The organism is Flavobacterium sp. (genome assembly GCF_027482425.1).
GTDB lineage: Bacteria > Bacteroidota > Bacteroidia > Flavobacteriales > Flavobacteriaceae > Flavobacterium.
Map to the genome: position 1 here is coordinate 1 of NZ_JAIXWA010000080.1, position 21,129 is coordinate 21,129.

11 protein-coding genes and 1 pseudogene are annotated in these 21,129 nt (G+C 42.0%); 4 read left to right on the top strand and 8 right to left on the bottom strand.

Going from position 1 to position 21,129, the window contains the following annotated elements; translation table 11 throughout:
- The coding region (locus tag Q0037_RS11575; RefSeq protein WP_297518546.1) for a hypothetical protein at positions 1-5,604 on the bottom strand (5,604 nt) is incomplete at its 3' end.
- Positions 5,605-5,758: 154 nt separating this feature from the next.
- Between Q0037_RS11575 and folE the strand changes: the two genes are divergently transcribed.
- The 4 genes from folE to lgt all read left to right on the top strand — a co-directional run bounded on the left by folE (position 5,759) and on the right by lgt (position 9,162).
- Positions 5,759-6,430, top strand: a complete 672-nt coding sequence (gene folE / locus Q0037_RS11580; protein WP_297518548.1) for a GTP cyclohydrolase I FolE — start codon at positions 5,759-5,761, stop codon at positions 6,428-6,430.
- 5 nt (positions 6,431-6,435) lie between these two features.
- Positions 6,436-7,920, top strand: a complete 1,485-nt coding sequence (gene cysS / locus Q0037_RS11585) for a cysteine--tRNA ligase (RefSeq protein ID WP_297518550.1) — start codon at positions 6,436-6,438, stop codon at positions 7,918-7,920.
- Entirely contained in the window at positions 7,889-8,170 is a 282-nt protein-coding gene (gene yidD / locus Q0037_RS11590; protein WP_297518552.1) for a membrane protein insertion efficiency factor YidD, read from the top strand. The genes cysS and yidD overlap by 32 nt, the downstream gene beginning before the upstream one ends.
- 65 nt (positions 8,171-8,235) lie before the next feature.
- Complete coding sequence (gene lgt / locus Q0037_RS11595; RefSeq protein ID WP_297518554.1) at positions 8,236-9,162, top strand: prolipoprotein diacylglyceryl transferase; 927 nt, start codon at positions 8,236-8,238, stop codon at positions 9,160-9,162.
- A gap of 293 nt (positions 9,163-9,455) precedes the next feature.
- On the opposite strand, the gene secDF is transcribed toward lgt, so the two are convergent.
- The 7 genes and pseudogenes from secDF to Q0037_RS11635 all read right to left on the bottom strand — a co-directional run.
- A complete protein-coding gene (gene secDF, locus Q0037_RS11600; RefSeq protein ID WP_297518556.1) occupies positions 9,456-12,491 on the bottom strand; it encodes a protein translocase subunit SecDF in 3,036 nt (1,011 codons plus the stop codon).
- Between the two features lie 222 nt (positions 12,492-12,713).
- Positions 12,714-13,649, bottom strand: coding sequence for a malate dehydrogenase (locus Q0037_RS11605; protein WP_297518558.1), 936 nt, complete (start codon positions 13,647-13,649; stop codon positions 12,714-12,716).
- Positions 13,650-13,795: 146 nt separating this feature from the next.
- Complete coding sequence (gyrB, locus tag Q0037_RS11610) at positions 13,796-15,736, bottom strand: DNA topoisomerase (ATP-hydrolyzing) subunit B (protein WP_297518560.1); 1,941 nt, start codon at positions 15,734-15,736, stop codon at positions 13,796-13,798.
- A 791-nt stretch (positions 15,737-16,527) separates the two neighbouring features.
- On the bottom strand, positions 16,528-18,264 hold the full coding sequence (locus tag Q0037_RS11620; protein WP_297518562.1) for a hypothetical protein: 1,737 nt from the start codon (positions 18,262-18,264) through the stop codon (positions 16,528-16,530).
- Between the two features lie 21 nt (positions 18,265-18,285).
- The gene (locus tag Q0037_RS11625) at positions 18,286-18,729 is read right to left on the bottom strand and encodes a hypothetical protein (protein ID WP_297518564.1); all 444 of its coding nucleotides are present in this window, start codon (positions 18,727-18,729) and stop codon (positions 18,286-18,288) included.
- A 56-nt stretch (positions 18,730-18,785) separates the two neighbouring features.
- Positions 18,786-20,555, bottom strand: coding sequence for a TonB-dependent receptor (locus Q0037_RS11630; RefSeq protein WP_297518566.1), 1,770 nt, complete (start codon positions 20,553-20,555; stop codon positions 18,786-18,788).
- A gap of 8 nt (positions 20,556-20,563) precedes the next feature.
- Positions 20,564-21,129: pseudogene (locus Q0037_RS11635) on the bottom strand (hypothetical protein); the annotation flags it as partial.

Below are 21,129 nucleotides of genomic sequence, written 5' to 3' on the forward strand. Positions count from 1 at the left end.
CGTTAAGGATGGGAAGCCACAAGCACCACCTGTCGTTGTAACGGTATAAGTATACGGTGAACCCACTGCTGAAACGGGAGCACCAGTTATCGTAACCGTGTTACCCGTTACCGAAGCCGACACACCATTGGGCAAACCAGCTACTGTAGCACCCGTAGCCGTTCCGCCGAAAGTATACGTAATAGCGTTGATCGCACCGTTTTCACACACCGTTTGTGCCGCAGTAGCAGGCGCTGATGTCAGTGCTAAAGTTGCCAACGGTTGCACCGTAATCGTTCCAGTCAAGGTGGGCGCACCACAAGTTCCTCCACTAGTTGCCACATTAAATATATATGGTGAACCCGCTAAAACACTCGGAGTTCCACTAATGATGATTGAATTCCCTGAAATGGATGCCGTTACACCAGTTGGAAGCCCCGTAACTGTTGCCCCAGTAGCTGATCCACCAAATGTATACTCGATATTGGTAATTGGTTCGTTGATACAAACCGTTTGATTCGCCAAAAATGGCGTTGAACTTAGTACGAGAGTAGCTCCTATGTTAACCGTTACTGTTCCTGTTAAAGAAGGTGCTCCGCACGTTCCTCCTGTAGTTGTAATCGTATAGTTGAATGGAGATCCTGCATTATTTGTTGGTATTCCTGAAATAGTGGCCACATTACCAACTACTTGAACATTCAATCCCGGGGGCAAACCTACAACGTTAACACCGGTTGCTGTTCCACCAAATGTGTATACAATATCAGTTATTGGAGTATTCACACACAAGGTTTGGTTGATTGTCGCTACAGCGGAAGTCAAAACGAGCGTTGCTTGAGGTTGAACTGTTAAGGTTGCCGTCAAGGATGGCGTACCACAATTTCCTCCCGTTGTTTGAACTGTTATTGTAAATGGTGAACCTGTAATTGTCGATGGTGAGCCACTAATGGTTATGGTATTTCCAGAAACCGTTTGAATCAACCCAGCAGGTAAACCACTTGCCACAATTCCAGAAGCAGAACCCCCAAAACTATATACTATGGGTGTAATCGGTGAATTAACACAAATAGTTTGATTAGCCGTTCCAGCGGCTGACGTTAAATTGAGAGTAGTAACTGGATTTACAGTAATTGTTCCTGTCAACGTGGGTGTACCACAATTTCCACCTGTTGTAGAAACCGTGTAATTAAATGGGGAACCTACCGCTGTCGTGGGAGTACCATTAATGGTAACCGTATTTCCACTAATAGCTGCCGTAACTCCTGAAGGTAATCCAGCAACTGTAGCGCCCGTTACCGTTCCCCCAAAAGTATACGTTATAGAAGTTATTGGTGAATTAGCACAAACTGTTTGGTTTGCTGTAGCTCCAGCAGATGTTAAATTCAATGTTCCAACGGGTTCTATAGTAATAGTACCCGTAACCGTTGGTGAACCACAACTACCACCTGTTGTTGAAACGGTGAAAGTAAAGGGAGAACCTGTAGTCGTTGTGGGTGTACCTGAAATGGTCAAAGTAGTACCCGATATTCCAAAACTAACCCCAGTTGGCAATCCAGAAACCGTAGCTCCAGAAGCCGTTCCACCAAAACTATACGTAATAGGAATAATGGGCTGATTAAGACAAATGGTTTGATTGGCTGTAGCAGGTGCTGAGGTTAAATTTAAAAAAGCACCCGGATTTACGGTAATCGACCCTGTAGCTGTTGGATTACCACATCCTACCCCTGTTAATGTTACGGTATAATTGAAAGGCGATCCGACAGTTGTTGTTGGTGTTCCTGAAATAGTAAGCGTTGTTCCACTGACAGCAAAACTTACTCCTGGTGGTAAGCCTGTAACGTTTGCACCCGTCGCCCCACTGAATGTATACGTAATAGGTGTGATTGGTGTGTTTTCACAAACAGTCTGATTTGAAGTAGCTGGTGTAGAGGTCAGTAAGATAGTAGCGCTTGAAACCACATTAACTTCAATTAATGCAAAAGGCCTACACGTAGGATCACTAGGTGCTGGATTGGCAATTGCATATACATAATATGTTCCTAACACATTGGGAAGTGAACCTGCTGTTCCTAATATCCCAGGGTTGTAAGTCGCCACATTTGAAGCATTGGGTGTGGAATTACCTAACAAGGTTCCACCAGTATACATATTGTTTCCTACTTGAGGCGTAGTGAAATAAACAAAGGAAATCGCATTAGTTCCTGTAAACGTTGTAGAAACCGATAATGGATTTACATCGGCACCTAAACACAATACTTGAGTAGCAGATGGATTTGAAATTGTTGGACACAAAGAACAATCTACCATAGAAATATTAAACGGACGAATACGAATACAACCCGTAAAAATATTATACAAACTCATGTAAATGGTTTGACTCGTTCCTGAACTCAATACATAAGCAGAAGGATTGGCAATTGCATTGACTGCTAAATTTTCAGCATCCGATTGATTGGTGTAATAATACACTTCATAATCACCCGTACCCACTAATGGTCCTAATACTGTTGGCTCATTCGTAGTTAAATTGAAAACATTATTTGGCAAACAATTTTCAATAGCTTGGGCTGGCTGCGTATCATCGGGACTAACTTCTATGGTGATAGGTTTGGTCACGGTTCGAACCGTACCACAAATGTTATACCGCACTTGTGCAGTATACGTTTTTGTAGAGGTTGGACAAACAGCTAGACTTGGTGTATTTCCAATAACCGTAGCACCATCCAACCATTGAATAGTAGTTAAAGAATTGCCTGAAGGAGTAAAACGCCAAGATTCATTGTTCGCTGGCCATGTTCCAGTGTTTCGTCCAATGGGGGTGTAACCCAATGTTCCTGAAGCATTGAGGATACCTATAACCCCATTTCCACCATTCCAATTTGGACAAACCGAACGTCTAGTTACATGAATATCAATCACATTGGTACCTTCATACAAAACCAACTGACTCTCTTGAAGACCTTGAGCCGTACCACAAGAGAATAATGGCATATTGCGCACATTGACAATTAGTTTTCGACAAGGAGCAATTCCATCTACGATATAATTGATCTGAACCGCTGGATTAGAGGGAACCGCTGGATTGGTATCCTGCATTGGAAAGAAAATAGAATTCAAATATTCTGCATTTTGGGCACCTAGATTCGGAATAGGTTGTGAAAAAGGCCAAGGACTTCCCCCACCACAATTGGGGTTGTTTGGCGTAAATGTTAAATATGTATTGGTGCTTAATTGAAATTGATTATAACATTGTCCAAAAAAACTAAATTGAAAAGGCATTGTTACAACTCCAGAATATGAATCGTCTTGAACGCAAAGTGCTGTTGGAAAAACCCCCAGAGGATTCTCTGGAGCAAAAGGAATCGAACTTACCGTATAGGTGGTCGTATCTTTAATATCGAGAAAACTAGCATTCAATACCGAACAACTGGTATCGTTACAAAGCAATTGATCGGTCGCTGTAACATCAAAATCATTGGTACAACAATCCGTTAGTATTGAAAATACGCCTGGAAACGGAGCAGTAGCCGAGCACCCACTGATAGTATTGGTAATCGTGACTGAATAACTCCCTGGTACCGTTGTATTAAAGGAGGCCACATTTCCAGGAGGGGGCACACCCGTTGGAACAGTCCAAGTATAGGTATAGGTACCCGGATAGGATGGTGTTGCTGTAATAACTGCTGGTGAATTATCCCCCAAACACTTCACTACATTATTGACCATTACCTCTGGTCTAGGATTGACCGTTATAGTATAGGAGGAAGTCACATCGGCACATCCACTTAGAGAACCCGTAACAGTAATTGTTGCCGTTTGGGGAATTGTGGTGTTATTGCTTGCTGTAAATGAAGAAATATTCCCCGATCCTGATCCTCCTATTGTTAAATTGGGATTTGAATTGGTCCATGAAAAAGTAGTTCCCGGCTGTGAACTCGTAAATATTTGCACAGGAACGTTAGCCCCAGTACAATAGGTTTGATTCGAAGGAACTGAAATCGATAGGGTCGAAACCGTCACTGTTACCGATTGCGTTGCATTACAGGTGACATTCGTCGTAAATGCAATATCATCCAAGGCAAAGTCATTACCATCGGCAGCAGTATTGGTATCATTTATTGAAATTTGTGCTGTTGTACTTGCTCCTGAATTCCATGTATAGGTTACTTGTGTCCAATTACCACAAACAATCGTTGATGGTGCTTGTGCTGTTCCTAATACTGTACCGTTGATTTTAACTTGTAGTGTAGCAAAATTATTTGGTGACAACGATTGAGCCCAGTACGAAAAAGTATAAGTTGTATTTGTTGTTACCGGAATTGCTTGACCCCACACAACATTATTTCCCGAATTAGACACAGAACCATCAACCACCATCATATTACCAGAACCATTTGTATGGTCAGGACAGTTTACAAAGGAAGTATACCAAGCATTTGGATTACTTACAACACCATATAATTGCTGTGCCCCTGAGGTATTTGTTGGACTTACGAAAAAATAATCTGATGCAAATCCAATATTCCCTTGCGAAAAATCACCATTGAAAATTAAATTTCGGGTGACATTTGCAGGTGAACTTACGGTGTAAGTAGTAGTTGCTGTGGGACTCACCACGGGGGTGGCACTTGTAGGGGTCGTTAATGAAGGATCTGCAGGTGAAGCTGTCCAAGTGTAAGTGGTTCCTCCATTTACAGATAATGTGGTATTTCCTCCTGAACATATACTCGTATTGGGAGAAACAATCAACGGATTGAGGGCTGGAAGAATAGTTACGTTACTTTGTGAAGCGGTATTCCCAGCTGTATCGGTTACGCTTACGGTATACGTACCCACTGGTAAATTAGGAAAAATTCCCGTTGTATTATTTTGTGAAACAGGACCGGTAACAGCGAAGTTCGTATAGGGAGCCGTTCCCCCAATTCCATACAAGGAAATAGAGCCAGTTGCGGGAGTAGCACACAACGGACTTACCGTTGAAAATCGAACTCCTAAGGCTTGAGGCGGAGGTAGCACAGCCAAATTATCAATGGCAAAATCATTGCCTACAAAACTTGTGTTGAAATTACGCAATTCAATATTTACGCAAGAATTTGTTGGGGTAAAAGTATACACACGTTGCTCCCACCCCGCAGTAGTGAGTGGTGCCAAAGTTGAAGCTGGTGAAGACGTCACCGTTGCATTATTGAACACCACACGAATATCGGCTTGTGTAGAAGGACCTGTTACATTAGGCGAAATCGAACGCACCCAATACCGAAACGTATAGGTAGCACCAACCACCAAACCACAAACGCCTCCACCCGTATTTCCAGCCTTCCAAAAACTTGGATTTCCACCATCGGAACTGCCGTCAAACCACATCATTCTTCCTGTACCCGTAGGGTGATCCCCCGTAGAAATAAAATTGGTAGTATTGTACGGTTGAGGATTTGTCGCTATGGCATAATCCCCAGCACCAGTCGTCCCCGTTGGAGCGGCTACAAAGGTATATCCCGTCGCATTTATGTTAAAACCAACCCCTACTCCTCCCGATTCAAAATCGCCATTAACCAATAAATTTTGAGCGTTTAACTGATTAATAAACAGAGAAATAAAGAGTAATTTGAGCGTAAAAAGTTTCATTCGAGCGTAATTTTTAAGGTCTAAAAATAGTTAAAATAATAGTAACAATTTCTTAAAATTCGCATTTTTTAAATTTGAATGAGAATCTGAGCTTTTTAAGCCATTTATAGCTATCTTTGTGGTTCAATTTTTAGCAAAAAACGCTTACTGACGCATGATTTCTGAAGATCAATTACACGACGATATTGGCAATAATCACATCGCCACAAACGAGTCAACCCCCCTTCGCTCCGATGCCTTTGAACTAACTGAAGAACAGAAAATTGAGTTGATCAAAAAAGATGTACAAAACATCCTAAATACTTTGGGTATGGACCTCTCCGACGACAGCCTCAAAGGGACCCCAAATCGTGTGGCTAAAATGTTTGTGAAAGAAATTTTTGGCGGACTCAATCCTCAAAAAAAACCAAGTTCGTCAACTTTTGAAAATAAGTACAAATACAACGAAATGCTTGTGGAAAAAAACATCACCGTGTATTCTACTTGTGAACATCACCTACTTCCTATCGTAGGTCGAGCTCATGTAGCCTACATTTCCAACGGAAAAGTGGTTGGTCTTTCCAAAATGAATCGCATCGTTGATTATTACGCGAAGCGCCCCCAAGTACAAGAACGCCTTACCATACAAATCGTTCGCGAATTGCAACAGGTTTTAAACACCGAAGATGTAGCATGTATCATCGATGCCAAGCATTTATGCGTCAACTCACGTGGAATTCGCGACATTGAAAGCAGTACGGTAACCGCTGAATTTGGCGGTAAATTCAAAGATGAAGGCGTTCGCCGTGAATTTTTAGAATATATTAAATTGGATACCCAATTCTAAACATCATGAATCCACTTTATCAAAACCAAACGCTTAAAATTTACAATTCACTCACCGGAAACAAAGAGGTATTTACCCCTTTAGTGGAGGGCAATGTGGGCATGTATGTCTGTGGGCCAACTGTGTATAGCAATGTACATATGGGAAATCTACGTACGTTCATGAGTTTTGATATGATTTACCGCTACCTCACGCATGTTGGGTACAAAGTTCGCTATGTACGCAACATCACCGATGCGGGACACCTCACCGACGACGGTAACGTTGACAATGATCGCTTTGTAAAACAATCGCGTTTGGAAAAACTAGAACCCATGGAAGTGGTACAAAAATATACCGTTGACTTTCATCGGGTGCTTGAGCTTTTCAACTTGTTGCCTCCCAGTATTGAACCTACAGCTACGGGGCATATTGTAGAACAAATAGAATTGACCCAAAAGCTTATTGAAACCGGATTTGCTTATGAAAGCAACGGATCAGTTTACTTTGACGTGTTGGCATACAACCAAAAAGGGCTCAATTACGGCGAATTAAGCAACCGTAATATTGAGGAACTTCTGGCCAATACACGAGACTTAGACGGTCAAGATGAAAAGAAAAACCCTCAAGATTTTGCCCTCTGGAAAAAAGCCTCCCCAGCACATATTATGCGTTGGAATTCCCCTTGGGGCGAAGGATTTCCCGGTTGGCACCTAGAGTGTACCGCAATGAGTACCAAATACCTTGGCGAACAATTTGATATTCACGGAGGAGGGTTGGATCTAAAATTTCCCCACCACGAGTGCGAAGTGGCCCAAGGAAAAGCGTGTAATGGCAAAGACCCTGTACGGTACTGGATGCACGCCAATATGCTCACCATGAATAGTTTGCGCATGAGCAAATCGACTGGAAACTATATTTTACCCATGGATTTATTTGAAGGAACCAATACCTTCTTTGAAAAAGCTTTTGATCCTGCTGTCGTTCGATTTTGTTTTCTGCAAGCCCACTACCGAAGCGTACTCGACATTTCCAATGAAGCGATGATGGCTAGTGAAAAAGGATACCAACGTCTCATGGAAGCCATTGACCTCATCGAAAAACTCAAACCGGGTAACACATCGACTTTAAATGTTTCTGAATGGATTGCGTCTTGTTATGAAGCCATGAACGATGATTTCAATACTACCATTTTGATGGCCCATTTGTTTGAAGGCGTACGTTGGATCAATCTAGTCAATGATCAAAAGGAAACATTAACTGCTGCCGACATGGAACGTTTGCACCAAACATTAAAAGCCTTTGTCTTTGAAGTTTTGGGACTTCGCAACAGTAAAAAAGAAGCGTCTCATAGCAATAAATTATCAGGGGTCATCGAAATGCTTATTGCCATGCGAAACCAAGCCCGTGCCGATAAAAACTGGGGGCTTTCCGACGAAATTCGCGATCGTTTGGCCGCTTTAGGCATCACCTTAAAAGATGGCAAAGACGGGACAACATTTATCCTGTAAACGCATGGTAAAGAAAATTATCGTAGCGCCCCTACTGATAATCATTCGCTTTTATCAAGTAGCCATTTCACCTTTTATGCCTGCGACTTGTCGCTTTCATCCTACCTGTTCCAACTATTGTATGGAAGCCTTACGCACACACGGTCCTATCAAAGGAACTTGGCTAGGTCTCAAACGTATACTTTCTTGTCACCCTTGGGGTAAATCAGGCTACGACCCAGTCCCGCCCAAAAAACAATCGGATTTATAACATATTTTTAAGGCACACCCCAAATTATTTCCTTATTTTTGATGGTAATCTAATACCTAAAAACAATGATTTGGAACCCTATGGAAGGTATCCATCTTGGACCCTTGACCATCCGTATGTATAGCCTCATGTTTGTCATCGCCTTTGCATTAGGCTGGTACATCATGAAACGTATTTATGAAAATGAAAAAGAATCCATGGAAAAATTGGACACTTTGTTTATTTGGACGGTACTTGCGACTTTATTGGGCGCGCGTTTGGGACAAGTCTTCTTCTACGATTGGGAATACTTCCGAAACCACAAACTAGAAATCCTGCTACCGTTTCGTTTTGAACCAGAATTCCAATTCACCGGTTTTGCAGGCTTAGCAAGTCATGGAGCGGCCATTGCCATCATTATCACGATGTATTTTTACAGCAAAAAAATTATCAACCGACCACTCCTTTGGGTGCTCGACCGCGTGGTAATTCCTGTAGCAAGTGGCGCTGTTTTTGTTCGTATCGGCAATTTTTTCAACTCCGAAATTACTGGGGTTGCCACAAATGCCTCCAACCCTTTTGCAGTTAAATTTGTTCGCGAATACTACAGCCCTGAAACCATTATGGCCAAAACAGGCATCCCGAATCCCGATGCAGCCTATAATGCTCTTGTCAACAATCCTAAGTTTGCTCCCCTCCTCGCCCAAGTACCTTACAGTCATCCCGCACAATTGTACGAATCATTTAGCTATATTTTCGTCTTTGCCTTGTTGTTCTTTTTATATTGGCGCACCAAAGCAGCCGAAAAACATGGGCTGATCTTTGGGGTATTCCTAATTGCCCTTTGGTCGATTCGTTTTGCTGTGGAATTTGTCAAATCAAAACAAGGGGGATTAGAAGATGTTTTCGGACAGTTTACCACAGGACAATGGTTAAGTATTCCATTTATACTTGTAGGACTTTATTTCTTGTTTATGGCAGAAAAACCATTGCCAGAGGATATTGAATTGTAAATGCATACATCATAAATAAACAAGCGCCTTTCGGGGCGTTTTTTTGTAGCTTTTCGGCTAGTTTACCTTGCTCCTTTCCAAGTCAAAAACCAAACAAGAGTATTGTTTATACGAAAACTTACAGGTGAAAACAACCATTATTTACAACGTAAACCACTTTCATTTACGATAAGAAAAACAATCCAATTGCTTATAATTTGCTGGATCAAAACACCTAAAAAGTTATCTTACCTGAACCAAAAAAAAAACGCCACTCCCTAAAGAATGGCGTTTTTTATTTAAAGTTTTATCGCTTACTGCTGATCAGTGAAGTGACGTTTTTCAATATCATCGATAGCGCTTTTATTCATCGTATCAACCAATACAGGCGTTGCTATAAACAAAGAGGAATACGTACCTACAATAATACCAATCAACATCGCAAATACGAAACCACGAATCGATTCTCCACCAAAAATAAACATGATTAACAATACCATAATCATCGTCAAAGAAGTGTTTAATGTACGGGATAAAGTAGTATTGATAGACGCATTCACTACATCTTTGAAGTGTCCTTTACGGTTACCTGCCAAAAACTCACGTACTCGGTCAAATACAATTACCGTATCGTTCATAGAGTATCCAATTACGGTCAAAATAGCTGCAATGAAGTGCTGGTCCATTTCCATGTGGAACGGGGCATATTTGTAGAACAACGAATATACGCCCAATACAAAGATCACATCGTGAAAAACAGCTGCAATCGCTCCCAAAGAGTATTGCCATTTGCGGAACGAAATAATCAAATACAATCCCACAATCGCCATAGCACCAATAACCGCCCAGAAAGAATTGGTTTTGATATCGGCAGAAATCGCAGCCCCTACTTTGGAAGACTGTAAAACACCAATTTTTTTACCGTCATAATTATTAATGAACTGCTCGTAAGAAGTACCAGGGAAATAACTTTTCAATGCATTGTAAAGCTTTTGATTTACTTCTTTATCAGTATCCACAGACTCTTCTTTGATTTTGTACTTTGTGGTTAATTTTAACTGGTCGTCATCGCCAAAAACTTTGGCTTCAACGGTTGTTCCAAATTCTTTCGTCAAGGCTTCTGAGATCACAGAAGGTTCTATGGCTTTCGTAAACTTCACTTGGAACGTACGACCCCCAACAAAGTCAACACCTTCATCCAAACCATTAAAGTAAAAGGAAACGCAACTTACCACTACTACTAACGAAGAGAAAATATACGAATACTTTTTAATGCCGATATAATCAAAATTGAATCCTGTAAACCAGTTTTTGGTAATAGGGGTTGTAAAGGCCAACGGTTTGTTGCCCGCTACATCTTTGTCAATAAAAATACGCGCAATAAAGATAGACGTAAACAAGGTTGTGAAAATACCAATCAATAACGTCGTTGCAAATCCTTGAATCGGACCTGTTCCGAAGATGAAAAGAATGGCTCCAGTCAACACGTGTGTAACGTTGGCATCAATGATAGAACGCATGGCTCCTTTCCAGCCGTAGGAAGAACGAACAGCATCGCTCAATGATTTGCCATCGCGTAACTCTTCCTTGGCGCGCTCGTAAATAATGATATTCGCATCTACCGCAGTTCCCAAAGTCAACACGATACCCGCAATACCGGGTAAAGTCAATACCGCTCCTAAACTAGCTAAAATACCAAACAAGAATAATAAATTCACAATCAACGCCATATTGGCATACAAGCCCGCTTTACCGTAGTAGAACATCATCCAGAAACATACTAAAATCAATCCTACGATAGAAGAAATCGTTCCAGCATCGATGGCTTTCTGACCCAAAGAAGGTCCAACCACCTCAGATTGTACGATTTCAGCCGCTGCTGGCAATTTCCCTGCGCGCAATACGTTGGCTAAGTCTTTTGTTTCAGCAACATCAAAGTTTCCTGAAATTTCAGAGCGTCCACCGGCAATCGGACCCGAAGATACCCCAGGAGCAGAATACACCACATTATCCAATACAATCGCAATAAACCCTTTATCGGTATACGCTTTACCGGTCATTTCTTCCCAAACTTTGGCGCCTTGACCATTCATTTGCATCGAAACGGCAGGTTTACCCATTTGGTCAAACGTATCACGCGCATCAACAATGACGCCGCCACTCAAAGGCGCTTTGTTGTCTTTATTGCCTTTTAAAGCATATAATTCAAACGTTTGACTCTCTTTCTTGGTTTTAGGATCTTTCGTCGTGGTACCTTTGCTCCATACAAACTTCGCAAAACGCTTGTCTGCTGGAAGTAAGTTGCGAATTTCAGGACGACGTAAATAGCTATTCACTTTGGCCGTATCTTGAACCGAAACAATCGCTAATACAGGGCCGCCTCCAATAGACACAAATTTATCCAACAACGGATTGTTTCCTTTTGCTCCCGCAACAGAATCTTTCGATTTGCTGTTGCCCAACATTTTGGCAATAGAGTCATTGGCGGTAGGCGCAGCTGTCGAAGCTGTCGCTTTCTCAGTAACTTTCAACGCTTCATTAGCTGTTTGCAAAAAGCCTCCCAAATCATCCACACGGTAGGTTTCCCAAAACTCTAATTGTGCGGTAGACTGTAATAATTTCTTGATACGGTCTTCGTCTTTAGCTCCGGGTAATTCGACCAAAATACGACCTGTTTGCCCCAATTTGGCAATATTCGGTTGGGTTACCCCAAATTTATCAATACGCTTGCGCAATACTCCAAACGCTGAATCTACCGACTCGTCTACTTTACGACGGATGACTTTCTTCACTTGATCATTGGTCATGTTGAAGTTGATTTCATCCGACAAGTTGCGGTTGGCAAAAATATCAGGAGAAGCTAATTTTACAGAAGTTCCCGCGGCTGCTTCATCAAAAGCACGGAAGAAAGCATCCAAATAGGACTCGTTCCCTTGTTGTATTTTGGCGGCATTGTCCAACGCTTTATTGAAAACTGCATTTTTAGACTCATTGGCTAAACCACGTAAAACATCTTTCACGGAAATCTGAAGGATTACGTTAATCCCTCCTTCCAAGTCCAATCCTTTGTTGATTTGTTTGTTGCTTACATCCTCATAGGTGTAGTCGGCAAAACCAAGACTGAAAACCTCTACTTTTTTCAATGAATCCAAATAACTCACCTCCAGTGCATTCAACTCCGGAAGGGGTTGCCCTGGGGTAGGTTTTTTCTTGATTTGTGCCAATTTTTCCTCGGCATATGCCTTGGCGTCTTTCTTAATTCCATTCGCTACAAAAGTGAATGAAAGCTGGTAAATACTTACCAAAGCAAATAAAATTGCAAAAAACTTAACGAGTCCTTTATTCTGCATTACTCCTAAAAATTAATTAATTTTTGTTAACTCTTCACCAAAAACATCCATCGCAGGCTAAGCGGTTGATTCTCAGAAAAAACCAACAGTCTATCCCGCAGACAGATTTTTTGAAACGTGCAAATATAAAATTAACCAAATGATTAACAAATTATTTGGACACTTATTATTAAAAAAAAGACCGCAAAAATGCGGTCTCATTTATATATGGAAAGGATTAAATTATTCCAAAATCGATTTCAAATCGCCGTTCATTGCACGAACTGCATCCGCGCTTTTCGCAAACAAAGCTTGTTCAGCATCGTTTAAGGCCACATCGACAATTTGCTCTACCCCATTTTTACCAATAATACAGGGAACACCCATGCAAATATCGTCTTGTCCGTATTCGCCTTCTAAAAACACCGAACAAGGAATCATTTTCTTCTGGTCGTTTAAAATGGCATCCACCAAATAGGCTACCGAAGCTCCGGGTGCATACCACGCTGAAGTTCCTAACAATCCAGTTAATGTTGCACCCCCTACCATCGTATCGGCAGCGACTTTTGCCAACTCATCTTCTGATAAGAACTGTGAAACTGGAGCGCCATTATACGAAGCCAATCGCGTCAACGGAATCATCGTCGTATCGCCGTGTCCGCCAATCACCATGCCTTGAATATCATTCGCGGGTTTGTTCATCGCTTGCGATAAGTAATATTTGAAACGTGAACTATCCAACGCACCCCCCATACCGATGATACGGTTTTTCGGTAAGCCGGTAGCTTTCAACGTTAAATAGGTCATCGTATCCATCGGGTTGGAAACCACCACTACAATCGCGTTAGGAGAGTGTGCCAACAATTGTTCGGCCACTCCTTTCACAATACCCGCATTGATGCCAATCAACTCCTCACGGGTCATCCCCGGTTTTCTTGGAATCCCCGAAGTAATCACCACCACATCACTACCTGCCGTTTTGCTGTAATCATTGGTACTACCAACCACTTTCGTATTAAATCCTAAAGTCGTTTGCGTTTGCATGATATCCATCGCTTTTCCTTCCGCAAAGCCTTCTTTGATATCTACGACTACAATTTCACTGGCAATTCTTCGGTGAGCAATCGCATCTACGCATGTTGCGCCTACGTTTCCTGCTCCAACTATCGTAACTTTCATTTTTAAATGTAATTAATGGTTTTACTTTATATTTTTTTGAAGCTATTCCCGCGCTCCGTTTCAATCTTTTTTGTTTTCCTGACAACGGAAAAACAAAAAAGGATTTCCACTTCGATCGGGGCTAGGGCCTCTTTTTTTAAATGGCGTTAGGCATCAATCTTGGCGTAGACTGCATTTTTCTCAATGAAGTCACGGCGCGGTGGTACCTCATCCCCCATCAACATCGAAAAGATGCGGTCGGCTTCGGTGAGGTTATCAATCGTCACCTGACGCAGCGTTCGCATACTCGGATCCATCGTAGTTTCCCACAACTGCTCCGCGTTCATTTCTCCCAAACCTTTATAACGCTGTACGCTGGTTCCGCCGCCCATTTGTTGTGAAATCAAATCACGTTGATCGTCGTTCCAAGCATACTCTTTTTTCGTTCCTTTCTTAACCATATACAACGGTGGTGACGCAATATACACGTGACCCGCCTCAATCAGCTCGCGCATGAATCGGAAGAAGAAGGTCAAAATCAAGGTCGAAATGTGACTACCGTCCACGTCGGCATCGGTCATGATGATTACTTTGTGGTAGCGTAATTTTTCTAAATTTAACGCCTTACTGTCTTCTTCGGTACCAATCGTGATGCCAAGCGCCGTAAAGATGTTGCGAATCTCTTCGTTTTCAAAAACTTTATGATGCATCGCTTTTTCCACATTCAAAATCTTACCTCGTAAAGGAAGAATCGCTTGAAAATTACGATCGCGACCTTGTTTAGCTGTTCCACCCGCGGAGTCTCCCTCCACCAAGTAAATCTCACATTTGGCGGGATCTTGCTCCGAACAGTCCGACAATTTACCCGGTAATCCGCCCCCACCTAAAACGGTTTTACGTTGTACCATTTCACGCGCTTTTTTCGCCGCATGACGCGCTTGAGCCGCTAAGATTACTTTTTGTACAATCGTTCGGGCATCATTCGGATTTTCTTCCAAATAATTCTCCAACATTTCCGAAACTGCTTGGGATACCGGTGAAACTACTTCACGGTTTCCTAATTTGGTTTTGGTTTGCCCCTCAAATTGGGGTTCGGCTACTTTTACCGAAATAATAGCCGTTAATCCTTCACGGAAGTCGTCCCCTGAAATCTCAAATTTCAATTTGTCCAACATCCCCGAAGCATCAGCATATTTTTTTAACGTACGCGTTAATCCCATTCGGAAGCCTTGCAAGTGTGTTCCTCCCTCATGCGTATTGATGTTGTTCACATACGAGAAAATGTTTTCCGAATAACTGTCGTTGTAAATCAATGCTACCTCTACTGGAATTTCGCCTTTGTCGTTTTCCATATTGATCACGCTGGCAATAATCGGCATTCGGTTGCCATCCAAGAATTTAACGAATTCTTTCAACCCCTCTTTCGAATGGAAGGTTTCAGCTACGGGATTGCCTTTATCATCAGTATGACGTAAATCAGTCAACGTAATAGAAATGCCTTTGTTCAAAAACGACAATTCACGCATACGCGCCGCTAGGGTATCATACGAATATTCTAAGGTTTGGGTAAAAATCGTTCCATCGGGTTTAAACGATACGGTCGTTCCGCGTTTGTCGGTTGTACCGATTTGCTTCACAGGATACATCGCTTTACCGCGCTCGTACTCTTGTTCCCATACTTTACCATCGCGATACACAGTGGCACGCAAATGATCAGAAAGAGCATTCACACAGGAAACCCCTACTCCGTGCAAACCACCGGAAACTTTATAGGAATCTTTATCAAACTTCCCTCCGGCTCCAATTTTGGTCATTACCACCTCAAGGGCAGAAACGCCTTCTTTTTTATGTAAATCCACCGGAATTCCCCGGCCATTATCTTCAACGGTAATTGAATTGTCGGGATTAATGGTCACGCGTATGGTGTCGCAATGACCTGCCAAAGCCTCGTCAATGGAATTGTCCACTACCTCATACACCAAATGGTGCAATCCGCGTACGCCGGTGTCCCCAATATACATCGAAGGACGCATCCGTACGTGCTCCATTCCTTCTAACGCCTGAATACTGTCGGCCGAATACGCGTTCTTTTTAACTTCTTCGCTCATAAGTAACTGTCGGAATTTTGTCTAACACGCAAATATAAAAAATCAAAGACGATTTTAAAGCGTTATAAGGCGATTTGTAGGCTAAGTTATCAACATTTATGTTTAATAATCGTTTCGGCTTTTAAATCAAAAATAAAGCCTAAAAAAGACCTATTTCAAATCCTGTTTCTATACCCTTGATTTTTAGATGGCTATAAAAGTAAAAATGACACGCCCCCATTAGAGCACCTAATTTCATCCCAAAAAGAAAACGCCTGCAGTGGTAACTACAGGCATTTTCAAACAAACAAACTAAACTTCTAATTGAAAAAAATTATTTTAATGAGTAATGAGGTCTTCTCAATTTCTGGACCGGCTTGTACGAGTGCCATATTGACGCGACCACTCGAATCTTGGTTTTCTTGCCCCTTGGGAATCCCTTTTCTCACTGTTTGGCCAGCGCTCATTTACGGGAAATGGTTGTGGAATAACCTACGGAAAAAATACATCGGTATATTCGCCCGAATAGACATTACATCATAGGCTTCCAAATACCAAACTAATTATTCTAAAATTTCAATTCCCGGTTCGATGGTAAAATGAATCTCATAATGCTCGGCACCCATAATGGATAAAAATCCACACATCCTCGTCTATTTTTTTTATTATGGAAGTAAAATTAAAGAATCGTATGTTATTTTAAAACCAATAAGCTCTTTTTGGCTTAAATTAAAAACCAAAAAACGCTTAATCAAAATAAATATAAAGAAAAGGTATTACCAAATACCGCTCTTGTTTACAAAATGAAAGTCTCACTCCTTCTTCACATACCCTTTCGCGGCAAAAGGCAAGGACGCCAAGACAGAATTCAAACGTGTTCCCGCCGCTTCCCGATGTGCCAACTCAGGTAAATTGTAAACGTAATTCAAATATAAATAGTAAAACAATTGTCGATTGTATACGTCCAAATCGGGAGCAGTAACGGTATCTAAGATGGTTTTCTCTAGGTTCTCTCGATCCTGAGATTCGGCCAAAGCACGTCCCATACGACTTATCGAACTGAAATAATGGTTCGGTGATGCGTTGTCAATGCGTAATGTAATACCCAAAATCAAATCGGTGAGATTGATGTCCAAAACTTCCAACTCACGGATATAGGTTTTCCTTCCCGCATAGGCATAACTCCCATCGCTCACCCGATCAAACCGATCGTTCATAATGTCTAAATGACTGCGAAGAAAGATTTCCCAATGTGTCGTTTCTGCTGCGAGCACCGCAATTTCTTGGGCATGAATACGCGGCCTTTGGTCCATACTACAGCCGCCAACAACGCGACGGCGGCGTTTCATTTCTAGCGCTTCTCTTCCGCCTAACGTATAAGCAACCACTTGTTCCAAATCGGCATTGGAATTATTTCGGTTTTTTGCATCCTCATAAGCATTGTGCAACAAACTGCTGAACTTTTTGTCGGTAGCATAAAGCGTTTGAACCCGTTCGGCCAAATGGGATTCCCAAATACTATCTTGTGCATAATTGTACCGATTATTGGCTTCATTTTCAGCCCTCAATTCTTGCCGCTCCGCTTTAGTCATTTGCTGCAAACGCCGGTATAAACGCGAAGGTTTAAAGGATTCCGTAGGCCAGGCTACGGAGTCGATAACCGCTGCTGTTGTATCTACGGCTGTTGTATCTACTGCAATCGTATCCACTTGCGTAAAATCAACCTCCGCGATAGAATCATACGGGTAGGCCGCCGTGGTATCGGGCGTTTCGTCATTATTCAATCGATATAAAGTAAATTCCAATTCGTAGTTGAAAGGCCGTGATTTGGCTCGGGGATACTTTTTTTCCAAGTAGTTCCAAAATTTTGCAAAAGCTTTGGTGTGCTTACGTTCAAAACGTTCATATTGATCTCGATCCGCTAATATCACTGATTGCGTGGTATCAATCATACACAAAGCATATTGTATGGCCCTAGAATAGGTGTCGGGTAACGTAACCGTTGTGGGAGCGGATGTAAAATAGATAGCGGTAAGGTGTTCACTTTTGTCATAATCCCAAACCTCATAGGCGTAAACCCATTTTTGAACTAGGGGTTCTTTAAATTGGGTTTGATAATCGGCCAAAGGCAATTCCAATCCATATTGATTATTGTGCTCCAACTCCAACATTTGCCAGGTAATCATGGTTTTTTTGTCGTAATCCGTGTAGCGTTGCTCATAAAGAGGCAACTTGGCATAGGTTTCTGTTGGGTACTTTTGCCGAAAGGTTTCGGGAGCCATTCCTGCCTTCATATCGGCCAATGCTTCTTTGCATTGCGGGCCGTTTAAAGCAACGTAATACCCTTGGGCTTGGGGTACACTTTGAAAGCGCTTACTGAAATCACATACTTTGAACTTCAAATTCAAGGAATCGACAATGTGTTGTAATTTTCCAACGGCTGCCGGGGAGTAAATGAGACCGTTTTCGTGTACTTTAAATTCTCCATAGGACTGAGAACAAACCATTGGGGCGATGCACAAGGCAAGGAGGGTGATACAGTATTTCATGGCGTTACATTTTTTATATAACTACCAAATCGCTGTAATCGTATAATTTTTACCATTTATTTGTGTTGAAAAGCCTATGGTTTGCCCTAATAAAGCACTTCCCAGTGGGGCTTGTGGGGAAACGGCCAAGATAGTTTGGTTGCCTAGGGTGATCTTGGGAAGTGCTGCGGCTATAAACAACCAGAGTCCGCTAACTTCTACCAAACTTCCTAAAGCGACACGAGTGAGACGTATCGTTGGGTCAATCCGATCGATGATGGCTTTTTGTTGCAGTACTTCTTGCAACTTCGCAGCCAATTTTTCTTGTTCCAAATGCATCATAGATAAGGCGGTCTCGTGTTTGTCGCCGGCCGACCCTTTGGCATCGTTTTGTGCTCCAGTGGTGAGCTGGGCAATCATATCTTGAAAGACATCGATTCGGTCTTGCAGCAATTGCTGGTAGTATGTTTTTATTTCGGATTTCATAAATAAAAAAACCTGCAAGATGAGCTTACAGGTTGGGAAAATTACGATAGAATCGATTAGAAATCAAACTTAAAATGTGCGCCCAACAAAAGTTGTATGCCTTGAACAGGATAATTGAACCAACGTTGGTAATTTTGATTGGTCAAATTGTGTCCGCGCAAGAAGAAGGTAATGCGATCACTGTGCTTATAGCCTACATGTGCGTTGAGATCGATAAAACTTTTTAAAGTTATGTCTCGGGTAATAAAGGTAGGTTGTACCACGGCAGTATCATCGGTATAGCGAAACTGATCTTTGCGTTCTCCTACAAAAAAAACTGAGGCGCCAGCATACCATTTGGGGGTAAAAACGACATCAATGTTGGAACGCATTTCAATGGCGGGTAAATTCCATGCTTCCGCTTGCGCATCGGTACTGAAACTGCTTATGGTAGCTTGACCGCTCCATTGTATATTTTTGGAAATATCCGCTTTAAGTTCCCCAAACACCTGTATTGTATTTAACTTATCATACACTATATTAAACGAATTTGCCCAATTGTAGCCCTGGGGATTGGCATAAAAACTGTCATACGTATTGGAGGTAAACAACGCCCGATTGTCTTCGGTTAAGTACGAAGCACGCACATTATATCCGATTGTATTGGCTAGTTTTCCTTTTAATCCCACAAAAATATCGTATTTCTGATCGGTTGGGGTAATGACTAAGGTTGGTGAAACAAAGAAGTTTTCTTGCACAAAATCGCGATACGCGTTTTGTTTCAAATTCCCTTCAGCGCCGGCATAAGCAACCATAATATCACCGACAACTTTATAACTTACATTGATTTTGGGATAGATAAAAAAGCGACTCTCCCCTCCTTCGGTAGCTGCACTGTAAAAGAAAGCGGCACCCAATTGCGCCGAGAAATCACCGTCGGTCAATTGAAACGAGGGTTGTACGCCGATATTGGCAAACCCGTAATTGATTTCGGTAGCAGCGGCATAGTTTCGCGCAAAACTGCCATTGAGGTAGTCAAAAACGACATCCAACCCTATATTTTCACCCGCTACGGGGAACGCAAAAGAAGGTTTTAGCACCACACGATTTTCGGCCGAATCAAAACGATCGGAAAAACGGGTATAACGCAATACAGCCTCTTTGAATACCCCTTGATTGAATCCTAAACGTCCCCCAGCATAAAGCGTTTGGTACACTTGTTTGGGTTCGATACCACTATAAAAAAGATCCGCTTGTTCGGGAGTGAGTCCTTCGGTAAAATAACTATTAATGCCATACCAACGATAGGCTTGCCGTTGGTATCCGCCCTCAGCAGCCCATGACATGGTACTGGACTTCCCGCCGTAGGTGAGATCTAAACTGGTGTTGGAAAATTTATCATCCAACTCTACATTTTTAATTCCCCCTTGGGACGATAAATGACGTAACATCAACCCGAAGTAATTCCCATCTTCAAAATTGTGGTTTAAAAACAATTCCCCATTAACATTGCCATAATTTCCGGCTGCCAAGGTAGCATAATTGGAAAACAAGCGTGCTTTAGGATCCTGTTCCACAGCTGCTGCCTTACCTTTCGCTGGTGTAAAAGTTGACGCCACTGGAAAAGAAAAAATGGTGTATTGAATGGTTTCCCGTTTGGCGGTTTCTTCATCGTCCAAACTGGGTGTTTCTTTCACTTTGAAGGCATCCGAAATTGTAGGGGTGTATGGCTTTACCACATTGACTACTTCGGTTCCGATATTTTCATCTTGTTTTTGAGCATATCCCCCAAAAGCACTGAGGAAAACACTACTTAGTAGGATATATTGCAAACGTTTGTTCATCATGGGATCAGTTATTTTTCAAGGGATGAATTGGTTTTGGCTTCTTCAGCTTTAATAAGAGTAAGTTCGGCTTGGGCTTCTTGCACCACATCGGCGTAATCGGTAAAGTTTTGGCTCACCCCTTCCAAAATAGCGGTGGCTTGGAAACTGTCTTTTAAACCGTAATAATTTTTAGCCATCACAATCAATCCTTTGGCTCCAAAATATTTGTACCCCGAATAATCCTTAGCCAATTTTTGGACGACCTTATTCGATTCGGCAAATTTTCCATCCTTGTATTTAAAATACGCATCATAGTACAAGGCTTCTGCGGCCAATTCGCCTTTTGCAATTTTTAATAAATTAGCATATGCCATACGCGCTTTGGGTTCGTCCTCCGACTTAATCGCCGAGCGTGCTACTATAATTTGGGCATCGCTTTTTATTTTGTTATCCGTTTTCGGATTGGCCAAAACTTTATCAGCATACACCACCGCTTGAGCAAAATTTTCAGTTTCATAATACGCCCGCATCAAGTTGGCTTGCGCAAAAGTTTTATTTTGTGGAAAATCAGCTTCGGCTTCCAAACGTTCTAAAA